At 31.9% G+C, this 23,562-nt stretch carries 21 protein-coding genes and 2 tRNA genes; 12 read left to right on the top strand and 11 right to left on the bottom strand.

The annotated features are described in order from the left end of the window. Nucleotides 1-553 precede the first annotated feature (553 nt). The gene (gene mgtA, locus A9G12_RS03500) at nt 554-3,262 is read left to right on the top strand and encodes a magnesium-translocating P-type ATPase (protein WP_065564475.1); all 2,709 of its coding nucleotides are present in this window, start codon (nt 554-556) and stop codon (nt 3,260-3,262) included. Nucleotides 3,263-3,618: 356 nt separating this feature from the next. Here the strand turns inward: mgtA and A9G12_RS03495 are convergent, their stop codons facing one another. Further along, nucleotides 3,619-3,837, bottom strand: coding sequence for a YdcH family protein (locus A9G12_RS03495; RefSeq protein WP_065556933.1), 219 nt, complete (start codon nt 3,835-3,837; stop codon nt 3,619-3,621). A 120-nt stretch (nt 3,838-3,957) separates the two neighbouring features. On the opposite strand from A9G12_RS03495, the gene A9G12_RS03490 reads away from it, so the two are divergent. Continuing rightward, nucleotides 3,958-5,463 carry a helicase HerA-like C-terminal domain-containing protein gene (locus A9G12_RS03490; RefSeq protein WP_065564474.1) on the top strand — a complete coding sequence of 502 codons (1,506 nt, stop codon included), beginning with the start codon at nt 3,958-3,960 and terminating at the stop codon, nt 5,461-5,463. 90 nt (nt 5,464-5,553) lie between these two features. Beyond that, the gene (locus A9G12_RS03485; RefSeq protein ID WP_065564473.1) at nt 5,554-6,630 is read left to right on the top strand and encodes an AI-2E family transporter; all 1,077 of its coding nucleotides are present in this window, start codon (nt 5,554-5,556) and stop codon (nt 6,628-6,630) included. A gap of 48 nt (nt 6,631-6,678) precedes the next feature. Here A9G12_RS03485 and bcp read toward each other — a convergent pair whose 3' ends face one another. Both bcp and hemL read right to left on the bottom strand, forming a co-directional pair. Then, a complete protein-coding gene (gene bcp, locus A9G12_RS03480) occupies nt 6,679-7,155 on the bottom strand; it encodes a thioredoxin-dependent thiol peroxidase (protein WP_065564472.1) in 477 nt (158 codons plus the stop codon). Between the two features lie 68 nt (nt 7,156-7,223). Continuing rightward, nucleotides 7,224-8,519, bottom strand: coding sequence for a glutamate-1-semialdehyde 2,1-aminomutase (hemL, locus tag A9G12_RS03475; protein ID WP_065564730.1), 1,296 nt, complete (start codon nt 8,517-8,519; stop codon nt 7,224-7,226). 155 nt (nt 8,520-8,674) lie between these two features. Between hemL and erpA the strand changes: the two genes are divergently transcribed. The 3 genes from erpA (at nt 8,675) to A9G12_RS03460 (ending at nt 9,397) form a co-directional block, all read left to right on the top strand. Continuing rightward, a complete protein-coding gene (erpA, locus tag A9G12_RS03470; RefSeq protein WP_065564471.1) occupies nt 8,675-9,013 on the top strand; it encodes an iron-sulfur cluster insertion protein ErpA in 339 nt (112 codons plus the stop codon). Between the two features lie 201 nt (nt 9,014-9,214). Then, nucleotides 9,215-9,302 (top strand) — tRNA-Leu (locus A9G12_RS03465). Between the two features lie 19 nt (nt 9,303-9,321). Continuing rightward, a tRNA-Gly gene (locus A9G12_RS03460) sits at nt 9,322-9,397 on the top strand. Between the two features lie 233 nt (nt 9,398-9,630). Here the strand turns inward: A9G12_RS03460 and A9G12_RS03455 are convergent. The 3 genes from A9G12_RS03455 to A9G12_RS03440 form a co-directional block, all read right to left on the bottom strand. Then, entirely contained in the window at nt 9,631-10,641 is a 1,011-nt protein-coding gene (locus tag A9G12_RS03455) for a hypothetical protein (RefSeq protein WP_065564470.1), read from the bottom strand. Between the two features lie 265 nt (nt 10,642-10,906). Next, the gene (locus A9G12_RS03445; RefSeq protein ID WP_141674103.1) at nt 10,907-11,122 is read right to left on the bottom strand and encodes a hypothetical protein; all 216 of its coding nucleotides are present in this window, start codon (nt 11,120-11,122) and stop codon (nt 10,907-10,909) included. Between the two features lie 996 nt (nt 11,123-12,118). Further along, a complete protein-coding gene (locus A9G12_RS03440; protein ID WP_065564467.1) occupies nt 12,119-12,499 on the bottom strand; it encodes a VOC family protein in 381 nt (126 codons plus the stop codon). A gap of 123 nt (nt 12,500-12,622) precedes the next feature. Between A9G12_RS03440 and A9G12_RS03435 the strand changes: the two genes are divergently transcribed. Together A9G12_RS03435 and A9G12_RS03430 are read left to right on the top strand one after the other, a co-directional pair. Then, a complete protein-coding gene (locus A9G12_RS03435; RefSeq protein ID WP_065564466.1) occupies nt 12,623-13,576 on the top strand; it encodes a helix-turn-helix transcriptional regulator in 954 nt (317 codons plus the stop codon). Between the two features lie 88 nt (nt 13,577-13,664). After that, complete coding sequence (locus A9G12_RS03430; RefSeq protein ID WP_065564465.1) at nt 13,665-14,339, top strand: hypothetical protein; 675 nt, start codon at nt 13,665-13,667, stop codon at nt 14,337-14,339. 405 nt (nt 14,340-14,744) lie between these two features. Here A9G12_RS03430 and A9G12_RS03425 read toward each other — a convergent pair whose 3' ends face one another. Beyond that, on the bottom strand, nt 14,745-15,356 hold the full coding sequence (locus A9G12_RS03425) for a hypothetical protein (protein WP_065564464.1): 612 nt from the start codon (nt 15,354-15,356) through the stop codon (nt 14,745-14,747). Between the two features lie 245 nt (nt 15,357-15,601). Here A9G12_RS03425 and A9G12_RS03420 point away from each other — a divergent pair, with 245 nt between their 5' ends. The 4 genes from A9G12_RS03420 (at nt 15,602) to A9G12_RS03405 (ending at nt 20,402) form a co-directional block, all read left to right on the top strand. Beyond that, nucleotides 15,602-15,994, top strand: a complete 393-nt coding sequence (locus A9G12_RS03420; protein WP_065564463.1) for a hypothetical protein — start codon at nt 15,602-15,604, stop codon at nt 15,992-15,994. A gap of 580 nt (nt 15,995-16,574) precedes the next feature. Beyond that, nucleotides 16,575-17,282: a MurR/RpiR family transcriptional regulator gene (locus tag A9G12_RS03415; protein WP_065564462.1), complete on the top strand. Its 708-nt coding sequence runs from the start codon at nt 16,575-16,577 to the stop codon at nt 17,280-17,282. 161 nt (nt 17,283-17,443) lie between these two features. Continuing rightward, nucleotides 17,444-19,009, top strand: coding sequence for a PTS transporter subunit EIIC (locus A9G12_RS03410; protein WP_218056565.1), 1,566 nt, complete (start codon nt 17,444-17,446; stop codon nt 19,007-19,009). A gap of 10 nt (nt 19,010-19,019) precedes the next feature. Next, nucleotides 19,020-20,402 carry a family 4 glycosyl hydrolase gene (locus A9G12_RS03405; protein ID WP_065564460.1) on the top strand — a complete coding sequence of 461 codons (1,383 nt, stop codon included), beginning with the start codon at nt 19,020-19,022 and terminating at the stop codon, nt 20,400-20,402. Nucleotides 20,403-20,734: 332 nt separating this feature from the next. Here A9G12_RS03405 and lpcA read toward each other — a convergent pair whose 3' ends face one another. From lpcA to A9G12_RS03385, 4 genes are all read right to left on the bottom strand, one after another. Next, nucleotides 20,735-21,322, bottom strand: coding sequence for a D-sedoheptulose 7-phosphate isomerase (lpcA, locus tag A9G12_RS03400; RefSeq protein ID WP_065564459.1), 588 nt, complete (start codon nt 21,320-21,322; stop codon nt 20,735-20,737). A gap of 101 nt (nt 21,323-21,423) precedes the next feature. Next, a complete protein-coding gene (gene hxlB / locus A9G12_RS03395; RefSeq protein ID WP_065564729.1) occupies nt 21,424-21,981 on the bottom strand; it encodes a 6-phospho-3-hexuloisomerase in 558 nt (185 codons plus the stop codon). Between the two features lie 26 nt (nt 21,982-22,007). Next, on the bottom strand, nt 22,008-22,685 hold the full coding sequence (gene alsE, locus A9G12_RS03390; protein ID WP_065564728.1) for a D-allulose 6-phosphate 3-epimerase: 678 nt from the start codon (nt 22,683-22,685) through the stop codon (nt 22,008-22,010). A gap of 90 nt (nt 22,686-22,775) precedes the next feature. Further along, on the bottom strand, nt 22,776-23,558 hold the full coding sequence (locus A9G12_RS03385) for an SDR family NAD(P)-dependent oxidoreductase (protein ID WP_065564458.1): 783 nt from the start codon (nt 23,556-23,558) through the stop codon (nt 22,776-22,778). Nucleotides 23,559-23,562 lie beyond the last annotated feature (4 nt).

Here is a 23,562-nt window from a genome sequence, read left to right as displayed (position 1 = left end):
ATTTAGCTCAAAGGCGTATAAATTGCCCGCCTTTGAGCTTTTCTTACTTTTTTAACTATAAAAGGTGGTTAAAAATGAGGGCTAAGAAAAGTTGAAATACAAAGTGTTGAGTTCAAATATATAGGAGACATATGGACGCTCAATCGGGTCACCCCAATAGTTGGGGAGATAAATTCAAACAAATCACAATCGGTTACTGAACCTGTCGAAATACCTATTTTTTCAGTTCACAAACCGAATTTGATAAAAACGGTAATGGTGAACGATATGCAATTTTTTACACGCTATCACACAAATTCTAAACATTATTTTGCACAATCTTTATTGTTTTGTGTTTTATATCTTTCTGAAAAACATTTAGAACCCCCAAGTTGTATCTAAATCTTAAATAATTTTTTAATTGGCTAATTTATATTGAGCTATAGCTTTATCAGCTAGCTTTGCCATGCAATAAATTTTTAGCTTATCACGAATTTTACTTACTTATAATTACTGTGCTAATTATGGGTCAGCAATCTTTTGTCTAAAAAATATATAAGTATAGGTACACAAGATGACCAAAAACGCATCAAAAATTATGACAGAAACTAAATTAGAAATAAAAGCTATTCATGAGGCACAAAATAGCCTTGATAGTATTTTAGCAAAATTTCAATCTAATCTTTCCGGGTTAACTCAGGAAACCGCCAAGTCACATTTAGAAACCTATGGCAAAAATGAAGTCGCTAGGGAAAAGGTACCTTCAGTATTTATGCAATTATTAATGGCATTTAATAATCCATTTATTTTTGTATTATTAGTGCTAGCTATTGTCAGTTTTGTTACTGATTATTGGCTACCATTACAACAAGGTGAAGACACTGATGTTACTAGCATTATCATCATCGTTACTATGGTGGCGCTCAGTGGCTTATTACGTTTTTGGCAAGAATTCAGATCGAATAAAGCGGCCGAAGCATTGAAATCTATGATTCGTACCACCGCAACAGTGTTACGACGAGCTCATGAAGCTAAGAGCCCGGAAAAAATAGAAATTCCGTTAAATGAAATCGTACCCGGGGATATTGTTTTTCTATCCGCTGGGGATATGATCCCTGCCGATATTCGTTTAATTGAATCACGGGATCTATTTGTTAGCCAAGCTGTGTTAACAGGTGAATCTATCCCGGTAGAAAAATATGACACCTTAGGTGCCATTTCGCAAAAAACCACCGACGAAGCCGATGTGTCGGAAATCACTAAAGATAATGTTTTAGATGTTAATAACGTGTGCTTTATGGGGACCAACGTCGTTAGTGGCACCGCCAAAGCCGTTGTAGTAGCTACCGGAGCCGATACTCATTTTGGTACGCTAGCAAAATCTATTGTCGGTTCACGAGCAGAAACTTCATTCGATCGCGGTGTTAACAGTGTCAGCTGGTTGTTAATCCGATTTATGTTAATTATGGTACCAATTGTACTGTTGATTAATGGTTTTTCTAAAGGTGATTGGGGTGAAGCAACATTGTTTGCACTTGCGGTTGCAGTGGGCTTAACCCCTGAAATGTTACCAATGATCGTTAGTGCCAACCTGGCTAAAGGTGCTGTTGGCATGGCTAAACGTAAAGTTGTAGTTAAACGTTTAAATGCCATTCAAAATTTTGGCGCGATGGACATTCTTTGCACCGATAAAACCGGAACCTTAACTCAAGATAAGATCATTTTAGAGCATCATCTGGATATTAATGGCCAAATTGATCCATCGGTTTTAGAACTAGCATGGTTAAATAGCTATTATCAAAGTGGTATGAAAAATCTAATGGATAAAGCGATTATCCGTTTTGCCGAAGAAAAAACTACCATTAAAAAAACAGGTGTTGGGCACTACACTAAAATTGATGAATTACCATTTGATTTTGTGCGTCGACGTTTATCCGTGGTGGTGCAAAATGGCGATGATAATCATTTAATGATCTGTAAAGGTGCCGTTGAAGAAATGCTATCAATTGCTAGCCATGTGTATTTAAATGGTGAGTATTTGCCATTAGATGAACAACGTAAACAAAATCTAATCGCTTTAGCTCACAATTATAATAAAGATGGTTTTAGAGTTTTGGCGGTTGGCATTAAACAAATACCGGCGGCACAAACTAAAACACAATATAGTGTAAAAGATGAAAAAGAACTGGCTATTCGAGGGTTTTTAACTTTCTTAGATCCACCAAAAGAGAGTGCTTATGAGGCCATTTCAGCATTAAATGAACATGGTGTTGGCGTTAAAGTCCTCACCGGAGATAACGAAATCATTACCATTAAAGTTTGTCGTGAAGTTGGATTAGAACCGGGAGTTCCACTGCTAGGTACTGAGATTGAACAAATGGGCGATGTTGAACTTAAAGAGCAAATTGAACAACGTACCATTTTTGCCAAACTCACACCATTACAAAAATCACGCATTATTCGCTTATTACAAGATAATGGTCATACGGTTGGTTTCTTGGGTGACGGCATTAATGATGCTCCGGCACTACGTGATTCTGATGTAGGCATTTCGGTAGATACCGCTACTGATATAGCTAAAGAATCGGCAGATATCATCTTGCTGGAAAAAAGCTTGATGGTATTAGAAGAAGGGGTGATTTGTGGTCGTGAAACCTTTGGTAATATTATGAAATACCTTAATATGACAGCAAGTTCTAATTTTGGTAATATTTTTTCAGTATTGGTTGCCAGTGCATTTCTACCATTTTTACCAATGCTAGCAATTCATTTACTAATACAAAATTTGCTGTATGATATTTCCCAACTCTCATTACCATGGGACAAAATGGATGAAGAGTTTATCCAAAAACCGCGTAAATGGGATGCACCGAATATTGGTCGTTTTATGATTTGGATTGGTCCAACTTCATCTATTTTCGATATTACAACTTATGCATTAATGTGGTTTGTGTTTAGTGCCAATAATATTGAAGCGCAATCATTATTCCATTCTGGTTGGTTTATTGAAGGCTTGTTGTCACAAACATTAGTTGTACATATGCTAAGAACGCAGAAGATTCCATTTATTCAAAGTACGGCTGCATTTCCGGTTATTGTCATGACCATGTTAATAATGGCTGTTGGTATTTACATTCCATTTTCGCCATTAGGTAGCGTAATTGGCTTACAAGCACTGCCGTGGTCATACTTCCCATGGTTGGTAGGAACCTTACTTTGTTATTGCTGTGTTGCTCAATTTATGAAACGTATTTACATAAAACGTTTTGGGCAATGGTTTTAAGCAAACTAATCAATGGTTGAAGCTCAACTATGTTTGCTTATTAAGTCAATAGTAAAGTTCATATTAATAAATATAAATGAGGTGACATCTTGATTTTGGACCAATAATATTATATTTAATACATATTATTTTAGAGTCATATAACTATAACAATAAGGAGAAATAATTATGAAGACTCCACATAAAAATTTAATTATGCTAATCAAAAGCCGTAAACAAAAAAAGGCTCAAGAGCAATTAAATCGATGAAAGTTAATATATTATAAAAATAAATAAACCCCATATTTTGGGGTTTATTTATTTTTAACTCTATATTTATATTAAACTAATTTAACAAGCGTAACTCGATTGAATGACTACAAAGAAGACGCTTTTTTCAAAATTTCATGCATTTCATCTTTTAGTTTAAGTTTTTGTTTTTTCAATGCTTCTATCGACTCCGCGGTATTAACTGCAATTCCCGATTGAATATTTTTGATTTTTTGATCTAATTCATTGTGCTGTTCAAATAACTTTTGGAAACGTAAATCTGTATTTTTTAATTTAGAAATTAATTCTCGATATTCTGGAAACATAGCGACTCCTTTTGTAGTCTAGACAGATAATAAGAATAGAAGTTATTGCTGTTTCAGCTTACAATATTCTCACTTATTTTAATAGTAGTTTTAATAGTAGTTTTAATGAGGATTTGTACCATGAGTGAATCTATCGTTATCGCCAAAAGCAATGGTAAAGACTTAGCCATTTTAGCAAATTTTGCCAATCGTCATGGTTTAATTACCGGTGCCACCGGGACAGGAAAAACTGTTACTTTACAAAAAATAGCTGAAAGTTTTTCCAAAATAGGGGTTCCGGTTTTTTTGGCAGATGTGAAAGGTGATCTTACCGGAATCGGTGAGCCAGGTACGTTATCAGAAAAATTACAAGCTCGTCTTAATAATATAGGTGTAAAGGATTGGCAACCTAATGCATCACCAGTTGAATTGTGGGATGTGTTTGCCGAAAAGGGATTACCAGTGCGGAGTACTGTTTCTGATATTGGCCCAATTTTACTAGCAAGATTACTTAATCTAAATGATACTCAAGCCGGAGTATTACAATTAGTATTCAAAATAGCTGATGACAATAATTTACAACTGCTGGATTTTAAAGATCTACGGGCTCTAGTGCAGTTTGTGGGTGATAATGCAAAAAAATTCACCACCGAATATGGCAATATTTCTTCAGCATCAATCGGTGCAATCCAACGGAGTTTATTAACACTTGATCAACAAGGAGCAGAATATTTTCTAGGCGAACCAATGCTGGATATTCAAGATCTGCTGCGCGTTAATAACAACGGTCAAGGGGTAGTAAATATATTAGCGGCCGACAAATTATATAATAGCCCTAAATTATATTCGGTATTTCTATTATGGTTATTATCAGAACTCTTTGAACATCTTCCGGAAATTGGTGATCCGGATAAACCAAAATTAGTGTTCTTTTTTGATGAAGCACATTTATTGTTTAATGATATTTCACCAGCATTATTGCAAAAAATAGAACAAGTAGTGCGTTTAATTCGTTCTAAAGGTGTGGGCGTTTATTTTGTTACCCAAAACCCTACCGATATCCCTGATACTATTTTAGGGCAGCTTGGTAATCGGGTACAACATGCATTACGTGCATTTACCCCCAAAGATCAAAAAGCCATAAAAGCCGCAGCCCAAACCATGCGCAGCAACCCTAGTTTTGATGCAGAAACCGCAATTATGGAATTGGCAGTAGGCGAAGCCTTAATCTCATTTTTGGATGAAAAAGGGCGACCCAATATGGTTGAAAGGGGTTTTGTAATTGCACCTAATTCGCACATGGGGCCAATGGCGCCTGAAAAACAAAATGCTATTATTAATCAATCCCATTTCTATAATAAATATGCAGATACAGTAGATCGCGAGTCGGCGTACGAAAAACTCAAAGCCGGTTTTTCGCTCGACACAGCTGCTAATTCTACTAGTAATAATCAAAGTGATTCACAAAATGGAAGTTCAGGGGGATGGATGGACGTTCTGAGTTCATTATTCTTTGGTAGTAAAGGCCCTAAAGGGGGGCAGCATGATGGATTGGCACAAAAAGTTGCAAAAAGTGCTACCCGGCAAGTCGTTAATGAACTTGGTAAACGAATTACACGGGGTATTTTAGGTGGATTTAAACGATAAATGACAAAATATCCCCAACTTAATGCCATAACAAATTTATAATCAGTCAGGACTTAACCACGTAAAAATAGCAAAATAGGAGTATTTGCAATGTTTAAATTATTCGTTGAATGGTACAAAAGACGATTTAGTGATCCCCATGTGGTTTCGTTAATGGCAGTGATTATTTTGCTGTTTCTGATAATTTATTTTTTCAATAAAATCCTATTACCCGTTTTAATTGCTATTGTACTGTCTTATTTACTTGATACCCCGGTTAATTTCTTAAATAAAAGGAAAATCCCACGTACTCTGGCGGTTATTTTGGTGTTGCTACTATTTATCTTGGTAGTATTTGCTGGTTTTATGATCTTATTGCCATTGATTTGGCAACAAAGCATCAGTTTGATTACTAATATTCCTAATATGCTAAATTTTGCTAATAAATTTTTGATGTCTTTACCGGAACATTATCCTGAATTAATCGATGTTGGGTTATTTGATTCGATAATTCAAGGTATCACCAATAGAGTGGTACAAACTGGTAATTCTTTATTACAATTTTCTATTGTGTCTTTATTTAGTTTGGTTTCGGTGGTGATCAATGCGGTACTAATCCCAATAATGATGTTTTTCTTACTAAAAGATAAAGCTAAAATATGGGGTTATTGTTCGAAAATTTTGCCAAAAAATCGCACTATTTTAAATAAAGTCGCCGCAGAAATGGATATGCAAATCTCCAATTACATTGTTGGTAATGTATTACACATTATTATTTTAGCTGTGTGTGTTTATATCCCCTTTTGGTATTTTGGTTTAGATTATGGTTTATTGTTAGCGGTGGTCGTAGGATTATCGGTATTAATTCCTTATATAGGTATTATTATTTCTAGTATTCCAGTGGTATTAATAGCGCTATTCCAATGGGGATTAAGTGCTGAGTTTAGTTATTTGATTTTCTTTTATGTGTTAATTCAAGCCTTGGATGGCAATTTACTAGTTCCTTGTCTGTTTTCTGAAAAATTAAATTTACACCCGCTAGTTATTATTTTATCAGTGATTGTCTTTGGTGGTTTATGGGGATTTTGGGGGGTATTTTTCGCGATTCCGTTAGCCACATTAGTGAAAGCCATTATTAATGCATGGCCAAAACCGGAAGAAATTAAAAGCAGCTTAACAAGCAATTAACTGTTAATAAAAAAAGCAGATTAATCATTTAATCTGCTTGTAGGTAAATTAACTGGTATGTTGTTTAAGGTAATCCAACACTACTTCATGATGATTACTTGTTTTAAAATTATCAAAAACTTTTTCTATTTTTCCGTCTTTACCAATTAAAAAACTAATCCGATGAATGCCGTCAAAAGTCTTACCCATAAATTCTTTCTCACCCCAGATGCCAAAAGCTTCTGATACGGTATGGTTTTCATCAGAAAGTAAGGTGAAATTCAATAATTCTTTTTCCATGAAGCGGGAAAGTTTTTCGGGTTTATCTGTGCTAATACCGATAATTACCACTTTATATTTTTTAAATTCGTCAGCACTATCACGCAGGTTACAAGCTTGCATAGTACAACCAGGAGTCATTGCTTTAGGATAAAAATAAATCAAAATACGTTTGCCTTTATAATCTTTCGAACTTATCTGCTCTCCATCTTGATCTGGCAATGAAAATTGAGGTGCTTTATCACCTTCTTTAAGTGGATTAACCATATATTTATTACCTATTTTAATCGTTAAATATTTTCATCTCTATTGATATAAAAGCGTTATATAATTTTTTAGTTTAGTTTACTAAAAAAGCGATTTGTTGCATCAATGGTATGATTGATTTCTTTATCTGTATGCATTATGGACATAAAACTTGCTTCAAATGCTGATGGAGCAAAATAAATGCCTTCTGCCAGCATATGATGATGGAATTTTTTAAATAATTCAATATTACATTTCATTACATCTTGATAACTGGTTACTTCCTCAGCAGAAGTGAAAAATAAACCAAACATTGCACCTGCGTGATTAACGACTAAAGGAATATTATTGCGCTTAGCAACAGTTAACAAACCCTCAGCAAGTTGAGTTGTTTTTTCAACTAGTGTTGGATAAATACCTACATCCATTAGTTTAGTTAAGGTCGCATAGCCAGCAGCCATGGCGACAGGATTACCTGAAAGTGTACCAGCTTGGTAAATAGGGCCTTCTGGGGCTAATTGTGTCATTATTTCAGTTCTGCCACCAAAGGCGCCGACTGGCATACCACCACCGATGATTTTACCTAAACAAGTGAGATCCGGTATAATATTATAATAATCTTGTGCACCACCCAAGGCGACTCTAAATCCAGTCATTACTTCATCTATAATTAATAAGGCTCCATATTCATTACAAAGATCTCTTAAGCCGTGCAAAAACTCTTTTTTAGCTGGCACACAATTCATATTACCGGCTACGGGTTCAACAATTATTGCAGCGATTTCCTTAGGATATTGAGCAAATTGGGCTTTGACTGAATCAAGGTTGTTATAATCACAAACTAAAGTATGTTTGACAAAATCATTAGGCACGCCAGGTGAAGTAGGGTGACCAAACGTTAGAGCTCCTGAACCAGCTTTAACTAACAAGTAATCAGCATGGCCATGATAACAACCTTCAAACTTAATAATCTTGTCACGCCCGGTATAGCCGCGAGCCACGCGAATAGCACTCATGGTTGCCTCAGTGCCTGAATTTACCATACGTAGCATTTCAATAGATGGCATAATTTGCGTTACTAAATTAGCAACTTTAGTTTCGATTTCGGTTGGCGCACCAAAACTAAGTCCATTATGCACCGCATGGATAACGGCATTAATTACGTCAGCATCATTATGTCCTAAAATCATAGGCCCCCATGAACCAACATAATCAATATAAGCTTTTTCATCCACATCATAGATGTAGGCTCCATTGGCACGCTCAATAAATAATGGTGTGCCACCAACACCATTAAATGCTCGAACTGGTGAGTTGACCCCTCCAGGCATAACTGATAACGCTTGTTGATAAAGCTTTTCTGACTTTAATGAATTATTTAACATTACCATTATCTCTATAGAAAATAGAATTGTATTTATTCATAAAATAAAACTAAATTCAAGTTGGTAATTAAAAATTTATGTAATAGAAGTTTTCATTTTGTATTTTATTTTTATCAAGGTATATAATATATAAGAGTTAATATTAGGAGATTAAAATGAGCAATGAATTACCAATTAACTTTACCGATGCTGCAGCTAACAAAGTTAAATCTTTGGTAACCGAAGAAGAAAACCCTAATCTCAAATTACGTGTTTATATTACTGGTGGTGGTTGTAGCGGGTTTCAATATGGTTTTACTTTTGATGAAAAGGTAAATGACGACGATTTAGCTATTGAAAAAAATGGTGTTTCTCTAGTTATCGATCCAATGAGTTTGCAATATTTGGTCGGTGGCACCATTGATTATGTAGAAGGACTACAAGGTTCGCGTTTTATTGTTGATAATCCTAATGCTAAGACAACTTGTGGTTGTGGTTCATCTTTTAGTGTTTAAATTAACTATTTTCCTTTGATCAATCTGTTTAATTATTGTCTATCAAACTTAATTATTAGTTGTAAATCACGATATTTGTTTAATAATGTGACAAACATTGAGCAGTTAAGCAATTATTTTGATTTTTTTATTGACTGAATGCGTAAGATGGGTAAAATGCACTGCATTCAAAGCAATATTATAAATAATATTAGTTTTTGAGCCCGGGTGGTGAAATCGGTAGACACAAGGGATTTAAAATCCCTCGGCCTTTTTGGCCGTGCGAGTTCAAGTCTCGCCCCGGGCACCATTTAAGTAACACTTCTAATGCGGGAATAGCTCAGTTGGTAGAGCGCAACCTTGCCAAGGTTGAGGTCGCGAGTTCGAACCTCGTTTCCCGCTCCAATTTATTAATTTAACTAGTTGATATAATTTAAAATATAGAGTCGGCAATCTAAATTATACCCCTGTTTATGTCCCTATTTTTATTTTCTTATGATTGAAATAAACTAATTATTATCTTTTTAATAGTTAATAAAGTGAAGATTAAAAATATTTTTACGTACAAAAATAACAAAAGGGAAATCTGAAAATTACCTTTTTATATAAATGAATCAATTCAGTTAATTTTACTACTCTCATTTATTATGACCAACTCCTTTTGGGTTTACAGAGCAATCACAGGATATAGAGTCAAGCAATATGATTTTTCCCATACCATTAATTTTATAATTCTTCCAATAGTCAAGTAAAGTACCCTCCTCAATAGAAGAGACTTGCAAAATTGAAACAGTCAAAGATGAGCTGATAAAATAATATTGCCGTTTTGCAACAAACGCTTCAACATCATTTTTCTCTTTATAAATAATTAAGCTATCTATTAGCTTACCATTATTTTCAGTAAACAATGTTAATTCTAAATTGTAACTACCTTCTTTTATTAGTTTTTTTGTTATTTTTATAAAGGTATTAAAATTACCTGATTGATTAATAAGTATCTTTTCACCCTGATTAAGTTTTGAAATGGGATAAACATCACCTAAATTTAAGAATCTATCATAAGGATAACTTATTTTTGATAAGACACAACGCTTGTTATCTTCTCCGGCCTTCTCACTAGATCTATTATACAAGTTACCAATAATACATGATGTATTAACACCTTCAACAAACTCTTTCTTACTAATTAAAGGGTCACCATTATAGTCATCACTTGTATAAGAATCCTTTTTTCCTACAGGTAGCTTTAAATTATCTTTATAAATCCATCCTGTTACATCATCACCATTTTTCTTTTTATAAATAACATTATAAAAATTATTAAATTTTCCTATAACTTCTACTACATCACTCTTTATAATAAATAAATCTTTACTAATTTGACATTTTTCATTAGGAGCAGAATAGAAGTATGACTTTCCTGATTGAGAAACTTGGTAATTTCTGGAGGACGAGTGTAACAACTGAGAAGATAACGCTTTATTATTAATTTCTATACACTCTTGTTGGATAGGAATAACTATCCCCCTTCGACAACTTTCAAATAAATGTGCATATTTTTTATCAATTGATAACTCAACGGGATTATCTGGATCTATGTCTCCGGAAACATTATATAACTTATGAGAATCACATAATATTTTATCCAACCATTACTAGCCATTCTATTTGTATCATAAGAAATCCCTAGCGTCTTTTTATCATAATTTACTTGAGCAAATATTATATTATTCTCATCACTATCAATTAATAAGTTATTTTTTTCTTTAGGGATATTATTAAAAGGAAAATTACTGCTCCGTACTAATTCTGTTAAATAATCGTAACACTCGGGGTTTACTATCTCATTAGCCCAAATAGCTTGGAACACGAAAAGAATAAGGAATAATATCTGTTTTAAGAATCTATTAAATATCATTGTGCTGATGCCTCAAATTCATTTATATATCTGGCTGTAATTCTTCCAAGGTATGTTCTATATGTTTCTTGAGCTGTTGCGTCTGTTGAGTGCCAACGTGCCCAGTTTTCATTATGCTTATTAATGTAAAAAGCTTTATATCCCATTCTGGCTAATACAGATGGTAAAACAACAAATTCTTTTTTTTCTATCTGTAACTTGAGTATTTCCACCTTGACCACTCATCCCTCTATTTTCATAGGCTGACCATGTTCCTGTAGGGCTATAACTAGGATTTTGTGTAAAGAAACAACATTGGTGGTTTCCCTGCATTTATTTTGCTATTAACTTAAGTTATGCAATACGTACTAATCAAGTCTATAAATTTAGATTAATTAATAATTTTTCTTCTGAACCATTTATTACTTCTGATCAGCAGTAATTAATATTAATTCCTTCGGTTCTTCAGCCGAAAATATAGATTTATATTATCCTATTTCTGAGCATAAAGCGTTATTGGTTTATTCTTCTGCGAGTTATACTGAATTATCAGTCATAAAGAATGTTGAGTTTGTAAAAAAATTAAACGTTGAAATCTGCAAGGCAGCTGCTTACAGCATTTACACTTCCTCAAGTGAAATACTAAAAATATATAAACCTTACTTTAACCAGAGAAAATTTAGTTAATATAGTTAACCTGTCGTTTTTAAGCTAAAATTGTGAAAAATTATTTTAAGGATACTTAATAATATTAAACAAAACAAATAGTTGTAAAACAAAATCTATATTTCTACCACCTTGTTTTCTTACTATTTTTAAAATATCGGTTTGATTAAGTTATTCCTTGGAAATTAATTTAAATATATAACAGCTTTAGCTCATAATTTTAAGTTGCTTCTTTAATGACACTATTTTCAGCTAATAATTTTGGAATATCTTATCGGGTATGAACAATATAATATTGGTCATCTGTTGTGCTAATTAGCTCTATATTCTTACTCCTTTTTTCATCTAAACCAGTCATAATAAGATTTGAACTACTAGTTTGATCTCTTTCCTCAACATGAAAACCATAAGGGATCTCTAGCTAACAAATTGCATTTAAAGCAAACTGATATAAATTAATTCCACCCAATAATCCAAATGGATCTTGAGTGGTAAAGTGTCCTATTTATGGATAGTAATACCTGAAGGTATTTATGAATCCCCTCTTTTTCCAAAATAATTTTTTATTCAAATTTTGATGTATCGGTGGCACAAACTCGAAGACGATGACCATCAGGATCATTACCTACAAAGGTATACCCAAATTCGAGCATTTGAGGTTCAAGTTCAATTGTTACACCTAATTTTTTCCATGCGGCATAAATTTCATCGACATCATTTTTGGTTACATCACTAAATGACAATTCAAACCCACCATAATGATTAGGTGCTTTGGGTGTGATTTCAGCTGCTTCTTGTATGCCCAAAACAAAATTGTCATTTAATAAAAACACAGCGAAGCCGGGGTATGTTTCAATGGGAGGTCGCCCCAGTATTTTTGTATAAAAATTTGCACTAACATTGGCATCCATAACATAAATAATGACGCTATTTGGTTTAAACATTTTTGTCTCCTTCATTTTATAAATAATATACACAACGTTTATTGTCTATATTATGATGAAGCATTACTGACAACTGTATGTCATATTTAAAATTCAATGTAATTTATTTTGCAAATATAAAGTATGAAAATTAATCGAATAATTACTATCATCATGATACTGCTTCAAAGAGAAAAAGTAAGCGGTAAAGAATTAGCTGAAAAATTTGATGTATCATTGCGTACAATTTATCGAGACATACAAGTTATTGAGAGTGCTGGTATACCCATTATTACCTATACTGGAAATACTGGAGGAATCAGTATTTTAAAAAATTATAAAATTAGCAAAGGGTTATTTACTAAAGAAGATGTAATCATTTTATTAAAGGGTCTAAATTTGTTAAATTCACCCGTTTTAAAAGAAAATGAAAATTCGATAATACTTGAAAAAATTAAGAGTTTTTTATCAGAACAAGAGCTTGATGAGATAGTAAATAATTTAAATCAACTTTCTATTGATTTATCTTCATGGTTTTCCGCACAAAATATTGATAAAAAAATAACGATTATCAAGCAGGCACTAAAAGAGCAACGAGTTTTATCTTGTGACTATCTGGCAGTTAAAAATAAACAAGCCTCTAGGTTAATTGAGCCATATCAACTTATATTTAAGGAAAAAGAATGGTATTTACACGCTTTTTGTTTGAATAGAAATGATTTTCGTATCTTTAAATTATCAAAAATATCTAATATTAGACAAACTAACACCAAATTTATTAGACAGACAATGCCTGATGCATTTTCTGTATTCAAAAAGGATATGAAAAAAAGAATTTTTAAAATAAAATTATTAATAGATGAGTCTCTTTTAGAACGTATTTTAGATTATTGTGACGAAAAAGATATTAACCAATTGAATGATCAACAATACATTGTCAATTTTGACTTTATTGATGATGATTATGGTTATGGAATTTTATTAAGCTTAGGGCATAAATGTATTTGTTTAGAACCTGAACACGTACGTACAGAAATGATTCAACGCACTGAAAAAATAGCTCACTGTTACAGGAAAATCGACAATTTATTTATGTAAAATTATACATTCAAATAACTTGTAAAGTTATAGTTTGTATTCCATAAAATAATTAGTCCAAAAATAGTTATGATATTTGGTATTAGCAATGGAAAATTATGAGGGACAGAGGTATATGAGGTTTATTAGCTTATTATCAGTATTTGTATTAATAGGTATGGTGCCAATTGCAAAATCAGATATATCTAAAGAAGTTATTTACAAAGAGCATTTTAACGTAGAAAAATTCAATCGACTTCAAAAAAATGGCGTATGGATACAAACGCTCCCAGATGGAACGACCTTACAACAAAGAAAAAATACCCCACAAGGGTTTATTGAAGAAAAAATAACTAAAAACTCTCCTTATATTTATAGAAAAGCATTTGATGCTAATGGTAATTTAATAGGGGTTAGTACCGAATTTTATAGTTTTCCTGTTGGCGTATCAATATTATACGATAGCCAAGGTAAAGTGGTTAGAGAGGATAATCACGATAATGATTTTAACTTTTCAGTTGAAAATCTTGCAGATAAAATGAACAAAGAGTTTGGCATTAATATAATGAATTCAAATAATGTAATAAATATAGTAAGGGGCATAGAGTCAGAGCATATTAAAGGACCAATATATATTATTTATGTTCATATCAAAGATAAACCTAGCTATATTAGAAATTATTTAATTAATGGACGTACTGGAAGTATATTATTTGTACTTGATAATTCAGAGGAAGAACCAAAATCTGTTATTAATGAATATTTGAATACTCGCAAAAATTAAATAAAAATAATTTTAAATTTATATAAATTTTGCTTAAGTGGCATGCAATAATTGTAATTTACTTCTAGAAGGAAGGTCGCGGCTAATTTTGCTTTTGCAACAGCATATAGATTAATGTTTGAATTATTTTTTTATATGATATTTCATCATATTTAACACATAAATTATTATTTTTAGCATAACTGACATATGATAAATCTCTTCGCGTTACTTTAAACTCAGAAGGTCATAGTTTTGCTACTCTTTGTTTTTTTATAAAATTATCATCTATTTCCAAATTGTTCTTCAATTAGTTCACCATGAAAATAATCTATATATTCTAATTTTTTCCCTTAATTATTAGTATTAAAAAAACAAATAGAAAACATTATATAACAGGTATTCACTGATAAAAATTATAGTTATCTAATAAGGGCTATTAGTGACATAATCGCCATTTAAAATGCTTTCTATTTGACTTGTTGATAATACTTTATTCGCATTTCTTTTAAACTGTTTTATCCACATTGGATCATCCCAATAATCTTGGGTAGTACTTTTTAATGCTAGATTTGGTTTAATCGCTTCTATAAATACAAATTTATCAGTAATAATACCTTCTTCAAATGCTGTATTAACTGTTTCCATAAAAGATAAATACTCTTTTATTGGTAAATGTTGCATCATGATGATGGTATACATTTTTTGACTTTGATCGTAATTCGAGTTTTTTATCACTTCTATAGCATCAGACAGGTATTGACTGGGATTTTGATCTATTTGCTGTGCTTGTTGGTTAGTGAAAATATCGTATCTATTTTCTCTATCTGTCCATGAACCTGTTGTAACTAATCCCTTTTTTTTAGCAGCGGCCGCAACATTTTTTTCAGATAATGAATTAATAAAGGTTAGAAAACTTTTATTTTGACTGAGTTGCATTGCCGTTTCTTGTACTAATGTAGGCTTATTTACATAACTCAATAGTAAGTAAGAAATCACTATTGCTAACAATATTGTTGTTGTGAGTAATTTTTTCACTGAGTACTTCCTTTGCTATATTTTACTTAATTTTTGTGATATCTTTCATAATCGCCTGATATAGCCATACTTCAAATTAATTCTGCATTTTATTAGACAATTCTTTTACCATTAGTATTTTATTTAACTAAAATGTGGTTCAAGTATCAGTTGAAAAACACTAAAGGATAGCTAACATATAAATTATAGTTAATAATATTTTTACACTATTATTAAGAAATGACCAAGTTTTTAAGGAGTTGCATATGTGTACAATACCTCCGGTAAATGATTATTATGTTGTTGGTTATCAAGATGAACAACAAGCAGCACAATTCGTTACTATAGTAAGAGCGGAACTTTTACCAAAAGAATTAGAGCACATTATTACCTTATTAAAGCAAGGAAAGGTATTGATAGATCAAAAAAATTATCAGCAGTCGATCAATCTATTTGATCAGGGTATTAAACAATTAGGTGATAGATACATTTCAGATCAATTAGATGATGATACTGAAACTAAATTAACCCTTGCCAATGTTGAACAACAAAGAGGTAACATAGAGCAGGCAGCACATATAAAATACCGTATACTTGACTCTCGTTTACAAGAGTATATTAACTTGCAACGTAGTAAAACTCAAAAAGCAAAGTTTTGAGGTATTATTATGTACAAATATTATGAGCAATATAAAATTCTTGCTATTGCTTTATACGGCACAAACTTTAAACCATTATCAAAATTATCATCTTAAATTGATGTTTTGTGAGTTAATACACTTAATTTATTGTGATATTCTTTACACTTTCCGTTATTTTTCACCTGAAATTTATTGGTTAATGCTAATCTTGTTTCGTATTCAACAATATAAAATAATATCTATCAATTTTAAATTATCAAATGCGATATCTATTATCTATTATACTATGGTATTTATTAATACTTACGTATTCACTATTTAATCTAACATCAATGGTATTGTTACATTTCTGTTTCCAATAAGTGGGTAATTCAGGTCAATCTAATGTGTAAACGATGACTTTTTGCTTAGTATAATATTCTTTAGGTACGAAATCTGATATCTTGCTTACCAGGTAATTTGTTTATATTTTATGATGTAATCTCAACCTTGAACTGTGAAAAATATAAGATTATAAATAGATTACTTTTTATTATTACCATTATTTTAGAGAGGAACCATACTTAATATTTTAATATTATATAACAAGGAGTTAGTTATGGATTTTAACATGATCTTCCCAAATTTATCATTTACTAGTAAAGAATACCGTTTACTATGCTACATGGCTGAGCATATTGATCACTGTTTATCCATTGGTATTCGTCAAACCGCAGAAACATGTTATTCTTCATCTTCTACTCTTATTCGTTTGTCTCATAAATTGGGATTTAGCGGTTTTACAGAGTTATTATATTTTTTAAAATTTAAATTATTGGATGGTTCGAACACAATTCAATCAAATTTAAACATTGAACAGATTGTCCAAGTTATTCCTGATGATGGATTTGCGAAACTCAAAACAATGATTAAGGATAAAAAGATTCTTTTACATGGAAATGGTTTTTCACAATTAGTTGCGCAATATTATTACAATCGCTTGTTAATGTTAGGCAGTAAAACGAGTATTTCATTGTGGACAGACTTTGATATTTTAGCTCAACAAAATCACAATAAACCAGATGTAGTTTGGATTATTTCTAAATCGGGACGTAGCCATTATGTTATAAATTGGTTAGATGTTGCACATAAATATCAAATTCCGATTGTTTCCTTCACTGGAAATACATTAAGCCCTCTTGCACAGCAATCGGAAGTGGTTATTTCGATCAAAGATCATAATCAATATGATGATAATATTTGTTTTTCAACACCATTTTTTGGGTATAGCTTACTAGCATTTGAATATCTGCTTTCTAAACTGTAATTTAGCCATAGTTCACTTGCAAAATGATACTTAATTGTCATTTTTTGCTGCAGTGTAACTTTTATACCATCAATTATGAAAACTTGTTGTTATTTATGGCAAGAAAATGATAAAAATAAACAGCTATGTGTAGCAATTTAATAATGAAAGGAGATAATGTTATGAGTAAAAAGTCTTCTAAGTGGGTTAAATCCCTACAAACTTTTTCAAAAGCAATGATGAGCCCAGTGTTATTTTTACCTGTCATTGGACTTGTACTGGCATTCAGTTCTATTTTAACTAATCCTTCGCTAATTAGTAATAACTCTATAGCTAATATTGGTCAATTAATCGGTGATACCTTTTGGCCACTATTTGGTAATCTAGGGCTTATTTTTGCTGTTGGTCTTGCTTATGGTCTTGCAAAATATAATAAAAGTGAAGCAGCGATGGTTGCTTTAATGAGCTATATTATGTTTTTAGGTGCTAATTCTTCATTCTTATCCTTGATAGATAGTGTTGCAGAACCTATTGAAGGACAACTTGTTGGGACTGGGCAAGCAGTAGTACTTGGTTTTCAGGTTGTTGATATGGGTATATTCCTAGGAATATTACTTGGTGGAATGGTTGCCTATATTCATAATCGCTTTGTTTTAACCGAATTAAAAGGTGTATTGTCTGTTTATGGTGGAGCAAAATTAGTATTGATCATCTTAACTCCGATTATTATTATTTTTGCTATTGTTTGCGCCTATGTTTGGCCACTTGTTGCAAATGGCATTGAATCTTTAACTGGAATAATGAAATCGAGTGGAGCAGGTGGAATTTTTGTTTATGGATTTTTTGAAAAATTCCTGATTCCAACAGGGTTGCATCATTTTGTCTGGTCTCCGTTCCAATTAACTTCAATAGGTGGAACGATTATTGAGAATGGGCAAACAATTTCAGGATCACAACCGATTTTCTTAGCTTACATGCGTAATCCTAATATTTCCGAACTTATGCATGAATCCTTGCGATTTTCACAACAAGGCATGGTAACTATTTTTGGTTTACCTGGCGCCGCATTAGCATTTTATAAGACCGCCAGCCCAGCTAAAAGAAGTCAAGTGAAAGCACTGTTAATTCCTGCAATTACCACTTCAATTCTGGTTGGTATTACCGAACCAATAGAGTTTACATTCCTATTTTTATCACCGTTACTTTGGGTTGTACATGCAGTTTTAACTGCACTGTCGCAAGTTGTTTGCTATTTGCTAGATGTAAGACCATGGGGTGCTAGTGGATTAATTGAATTTATTATTTACAACATTCCATTACCTGCTTCTCTAACCAGATGGCCATTATATGTTGCTATTGGTGTAGTACAATTTTTTGTCTACTTCTTCATTTTCAAATATTTAATTTTAAAATTAAATTTAAAAACACCTGGACGTGAAGACGATCATGAGAATGTGCATCTATACTCTAAAGAAGAGTATAAAAAAGCGCAAAGCACACAAATAGATGATCAGTCCGCTTTAATTGTTGAAGGATTAGGTGGTATTGCAAATATTATTTCTATCAATAACTGTTATACGAGATTACGTGTTGAAGTTTATGACATGGAATTAATTGATGAAACAATATTATCACAAACTGGTTCAAAGGGGATTATCCGTAAGGGTAATGAAGCTCAAGTGGTATATGGCTTAACAGTAGGTTCTATAAAAAGTAAAATCGATAAATTCATTGGTAAGTCAGAATAAGGGGATTAAAATGAAATTAACTGTAATTGGCGGTGGCGGTGTACGCTCCCCATTTTTGGCTAAATCAATTGCTTGTCATGCCGATAAGATTGATTTAACTGAAGTTTGTTTTTTAGATATTGACGAAAACCATCTTAATACTTACGGTAAAATTGCTAAACATGTTTTCAAATTTTTAAAACCAGAAATCAAATTTACACTGACAACAGATAAGTTATCTGCACTGAGCAATGCTGATTATGTGATTACTACAATTCGTGTTGGTGGTGAAAATGGACGGGTTCAAGATGAGCTTATCGCATTAAAACATAAAGTACTTGGACAGGAAACGACAGGGGTTGGTGGCTTTGCTATGGCGTCTCGTTCAATTCCTGCGATTTTAGAATATTGTAAACTTATTGAACAGGTTTCATCTCCTAATGCGATCTTATTCAATTTTACCAATCCATCAGGGCTTGTCACTGAAGCTATTATCAAATCAGGTTTTAATCGCCAAGTGTTTGGTATTTGTGATGCCCCAACTGAATTTATTCGTGAAGTTGCGCGCATGATTGATTGCTCATATGATGAACTTTCTATGGACTGTTATGGGCTAAATCATCTGTCATGGTTCCCAACATTTCAACGCAAAAACCAAGATGTTACTCTGCAAATATTAAGTGATCCAAGGCTTTATGAGCAAACCAGCATGAAATATTTTGAGCCGGAATTGACACGTCTTTTAAATGATCAGTTTTCAAATGAGTATCTATATTTTTATTTTTATAGTGATGTTGCATTACAAGCAATTTTGCTTTCTGAACAAACACGTGGTCAACAGATTAAAGAAATTAATGATCGTATGTTTACCAAATTGAAGCAGATGGACGCTGAAGTTGATATTGATAAAAACATTGATAATGCATTTGCAGTGTTTTATAGCCATTATCTCGAACGTGAAAATTCTTATATGAAAAGTGAATCAGCAAAGGATAAATCTATCCAAAAACCACTGATTTCATTTAAAGAATTTCTAGCTGTACCAGATGATAGTGGTTATGCTGGTGTTGCTGTTGATATTATTCAAGCACTAAAAGGTGAACAAGAAAGAAGGGTGATTGTTTCAGTTAAAAATGAAGGAGCGCTTGATTTCTTATATGATGATGATGTTGTCGAAATTAGTTGTTTGGCCAGTAAAAAAGGTATTAAACCCGTTCATTATAAGGATATACCTGATACACAAAAAAATTTAATCAGTAAAGTGAAAGAATATGAACGTTTAGCTGTTGACGCAATTCTGCATCAAGATAAACAAAAAGCGATTAAAGCTTTGATGGTTCATCCTCTCGTTAATTCTTATTCAATAGCAAAATCATTAATAGAAGATTATGAGTTATTTCCAAATACAAAATAATCGTAAATATTAGTTTTTATAATTTAATTTTATAGATATACAATTATTATTCATCGGTGCTCACTTTCACAAAATGAGTGTCCGATGAGTAAAAAACTTTCCAGATGTTTTTTATTCTGGTCTTTTATTACTATCCAAATTTTCCATGGTTACTTAAATTATCTTCACATATTTGGCTGAAAAGCAAAAAGTTGACACATTGATGCAATTATTCCATAAACAGAATGGTAAGGATCTAATCAACAATATATTTAATTACAACTTAATAAAAGGATTATTTAAAAGTTATTTTTCATTTGATACTCGTTCAATTTGAATATCAGATGTGCAATTTAAATATGACAATTTTTCATCTCTATTTCAATTAACATAATTAATATATGAACAATTTTAATATGCACTTCTTGAATTCTATCAGCATATCCATGATGAGGAATTCTAATTTCTACATCAGCAAGCGGAGCCATTAAACCTCCGTCATTACCTGTTAACGCAATAGTCGTTAATCCAATTTCTTTTGCCGTCTTCATTGCCTGAATAACATTTTTCGAATTTCCTGAGCCTGATAAACAAAGAAGTACATCTCCTTTTTGCCCCACACCTTCAAGATATCTAGAAAAAATATGATCATAACCAAAATCATTAGCTACACAAGAGATATGACTAACATCCGAAATTGCAATAGCTGGATAAGCTGGTCTATTTTGTCTATATCTTCCAGTTAGTTCCTCTGCAAAATGCATAGCATCACAATGAGAACCTCCATTACCACATGATAAAACTTTCTTTTTTGATTTAAATGCATTAGCAATAATTAATGCTGCAGACTCAATTAAATTTAAGTTTGATCCTTCATTCATGAATTTTGTTAATACATCGGCTGATTGTTCCAATTCAGCTTTTATCTTTTCAATATACATAGTCTATTATTTCCTCAATATGATTAATTACCAATAAAAAACTTATAAATAATAAAGTGATTGCCAGCATATTAAATTAACTATGTTGATAATATTATTTATCACTCTAAATTCGCATGATATTGCCAAAGATCATTCATATTTAATCCATCGATGCGGATAATCTTTAATGCAATAATATCGCCTAAAAGCAACAAAGATTGCTCAAATAATGATGTCATCGGTTGTATTGATTGTATTTCATCAGCTAATGAAAGTTTAGTTTTAACTGGTATTCTTACAAATAAATCAACAAGTTCTGTTAATTTACTATGCGGATTAGAACCTATATGAACTATTTTGGCATTGAACTCTTTTGCTTTTTTGGCAATAGCAACAGGAAACAGAGTATTGCCACTTCCAGAACCAATTATGAGGAGATCTTTATTGGTAATTGCTGGTTCAGTTATATCGCCAACTATAACCGAAGTTATACCTAAATGAGCTAACCTTTTTGCTATACTTTTCAAGGATAATAAAACTCGACCAACCCCGACGAAAAATACTTTTTCTGCTCTAAAAATTTCATTTATTAACTGATTAACATCATTTTCATTTATAACTTCTAGTGTTGCTTTTAACTCATTTATTATGTCATTTGTTATTTTTTTATAAGAAATATCATTCATACAACCTCCAATCATTATTAATTTAATTGTGATTTAGAAGTGTTTAAATACTCAGTCATTATTTTCCAAGCCTTTGTTATATCTGAATCATAACCAAAGAATCCAGATGAACCGACAATTAATGATTCTGCACCAGCATTTAATAATTTAGAAAAAGTTTTATGATTGCATCCCCCATCAATTGAGATAATATATTTTAACTTTTTCTCTTCTTTATATTTTTTAAATTCTTTTATTTTTAATAACATGTTTTCAATGAATGGTTGTCCTGCAAACCCGGGATCAACGGTCATGATTGTAACGATATCGGCAAGTTCGATATAATACTGAGCTAATTCGATAGATGAGTTTGGATTAAATACTAACCCACATTTCATACCATTTTTTTTGATTTTATCGATTATTCGAAAAGCTTTGCCATCTAAAGTTTCAACTTGTAAAGAAATAATATCGGCGCCTCTTGCTCCCAATTCATCAATATAATTGATTGGGTCAGTCACCATTAAATGACAATCAATTGGTTTCTTTGCTATTTTTTTTACTTCACTAACAAAAAAAGGACTTAAAGTAATATTTGGAACAAAATGCCCATCCATTATGTCTACATGGTAATAATCGACTTTATCGTCTAAAAAAGTCAATTGTTCTGAAAATTTAGTTAAATCCATACACATTAATGAAGGAGCTATCATTATATTTTTATTAGTCATAAACTAATTACCTCACTTTATGTTAAGCACAAACATGCAGTTAAATCGTATATTCAAAAATCTAAAAAATTAGGTTTAATCCATCCATGCTCCTCCCACTAAATTTATTGATTGCCCTGTAAGATAACTAGACATGTCAGTGGTTAAAAAAATGGCAGTATTTACGATGTCTTGATAAGAACATAACCTTTCCATAGGAATTTCTTTAAGAAAATAATCCATGACTTCATCAGGTTTCAGTCCTCTTTTAATTGCATATTCATCACGTAATCCTTTATCCCATAATGGCGTTTCAACAATACCAGGACAAATAACATTTACTCTAATATTTTTATTAGCAAATTCTTTTGCTATACTCTGACTCAAACCAATAACGCCATACTTACTTGCGCAATATGCTGTTTGTTCAGTACAAGGTTTTTTCCCAGCGACAGAAGAAAAATTTATTATGCTTCCTCCTTTAGGAAGCATATTTTTGATTGCGACTTGGCAACATAAGAAGGTACCTTTAAGATTAACATTAATGGTTTGATCCCATAATGATTCAGAGCAATCCAAAAAAGGAATAATTTTAGAAACACCAGCAGAATTAATCCAAGAGTTAATATTGCCATAAACTTTCATGACTTCATTAACTGCGGCAGTAATTTGTTCTTTATTTGAAACATCTACATTATAATAAGAAGCGGTACCTCCTGATTTCTCAATTTGTGAAACAATTTTTTTGCCATTTTTTTCGTCAACATCGAAAATAGCAACTTTAGCTGCTAAATTTGCAAATTTTATTGCTATAGCAGCACCTATTCCACTACCTCCACCAGTTATGATAGATACTTTATCACTCAATATATTATTCATAATT

Origin of the sequence: Gilliamella sp. wkB112, assembly GCF_001690685.1 — a bacterium.
Taxonomy (GTDB): domain Bacteria; phylum Pseudomonadota; class Gammaproteobacteria; order Enterobacterales; family Orbaceae; genus Gilliamella; species Gilliamella apicola_J.
The sequence above is the reverse complement of the archived record's forward strand: the minus strand, read 5'-3'. Positions and strand labels throughout refer to the sequence as shown.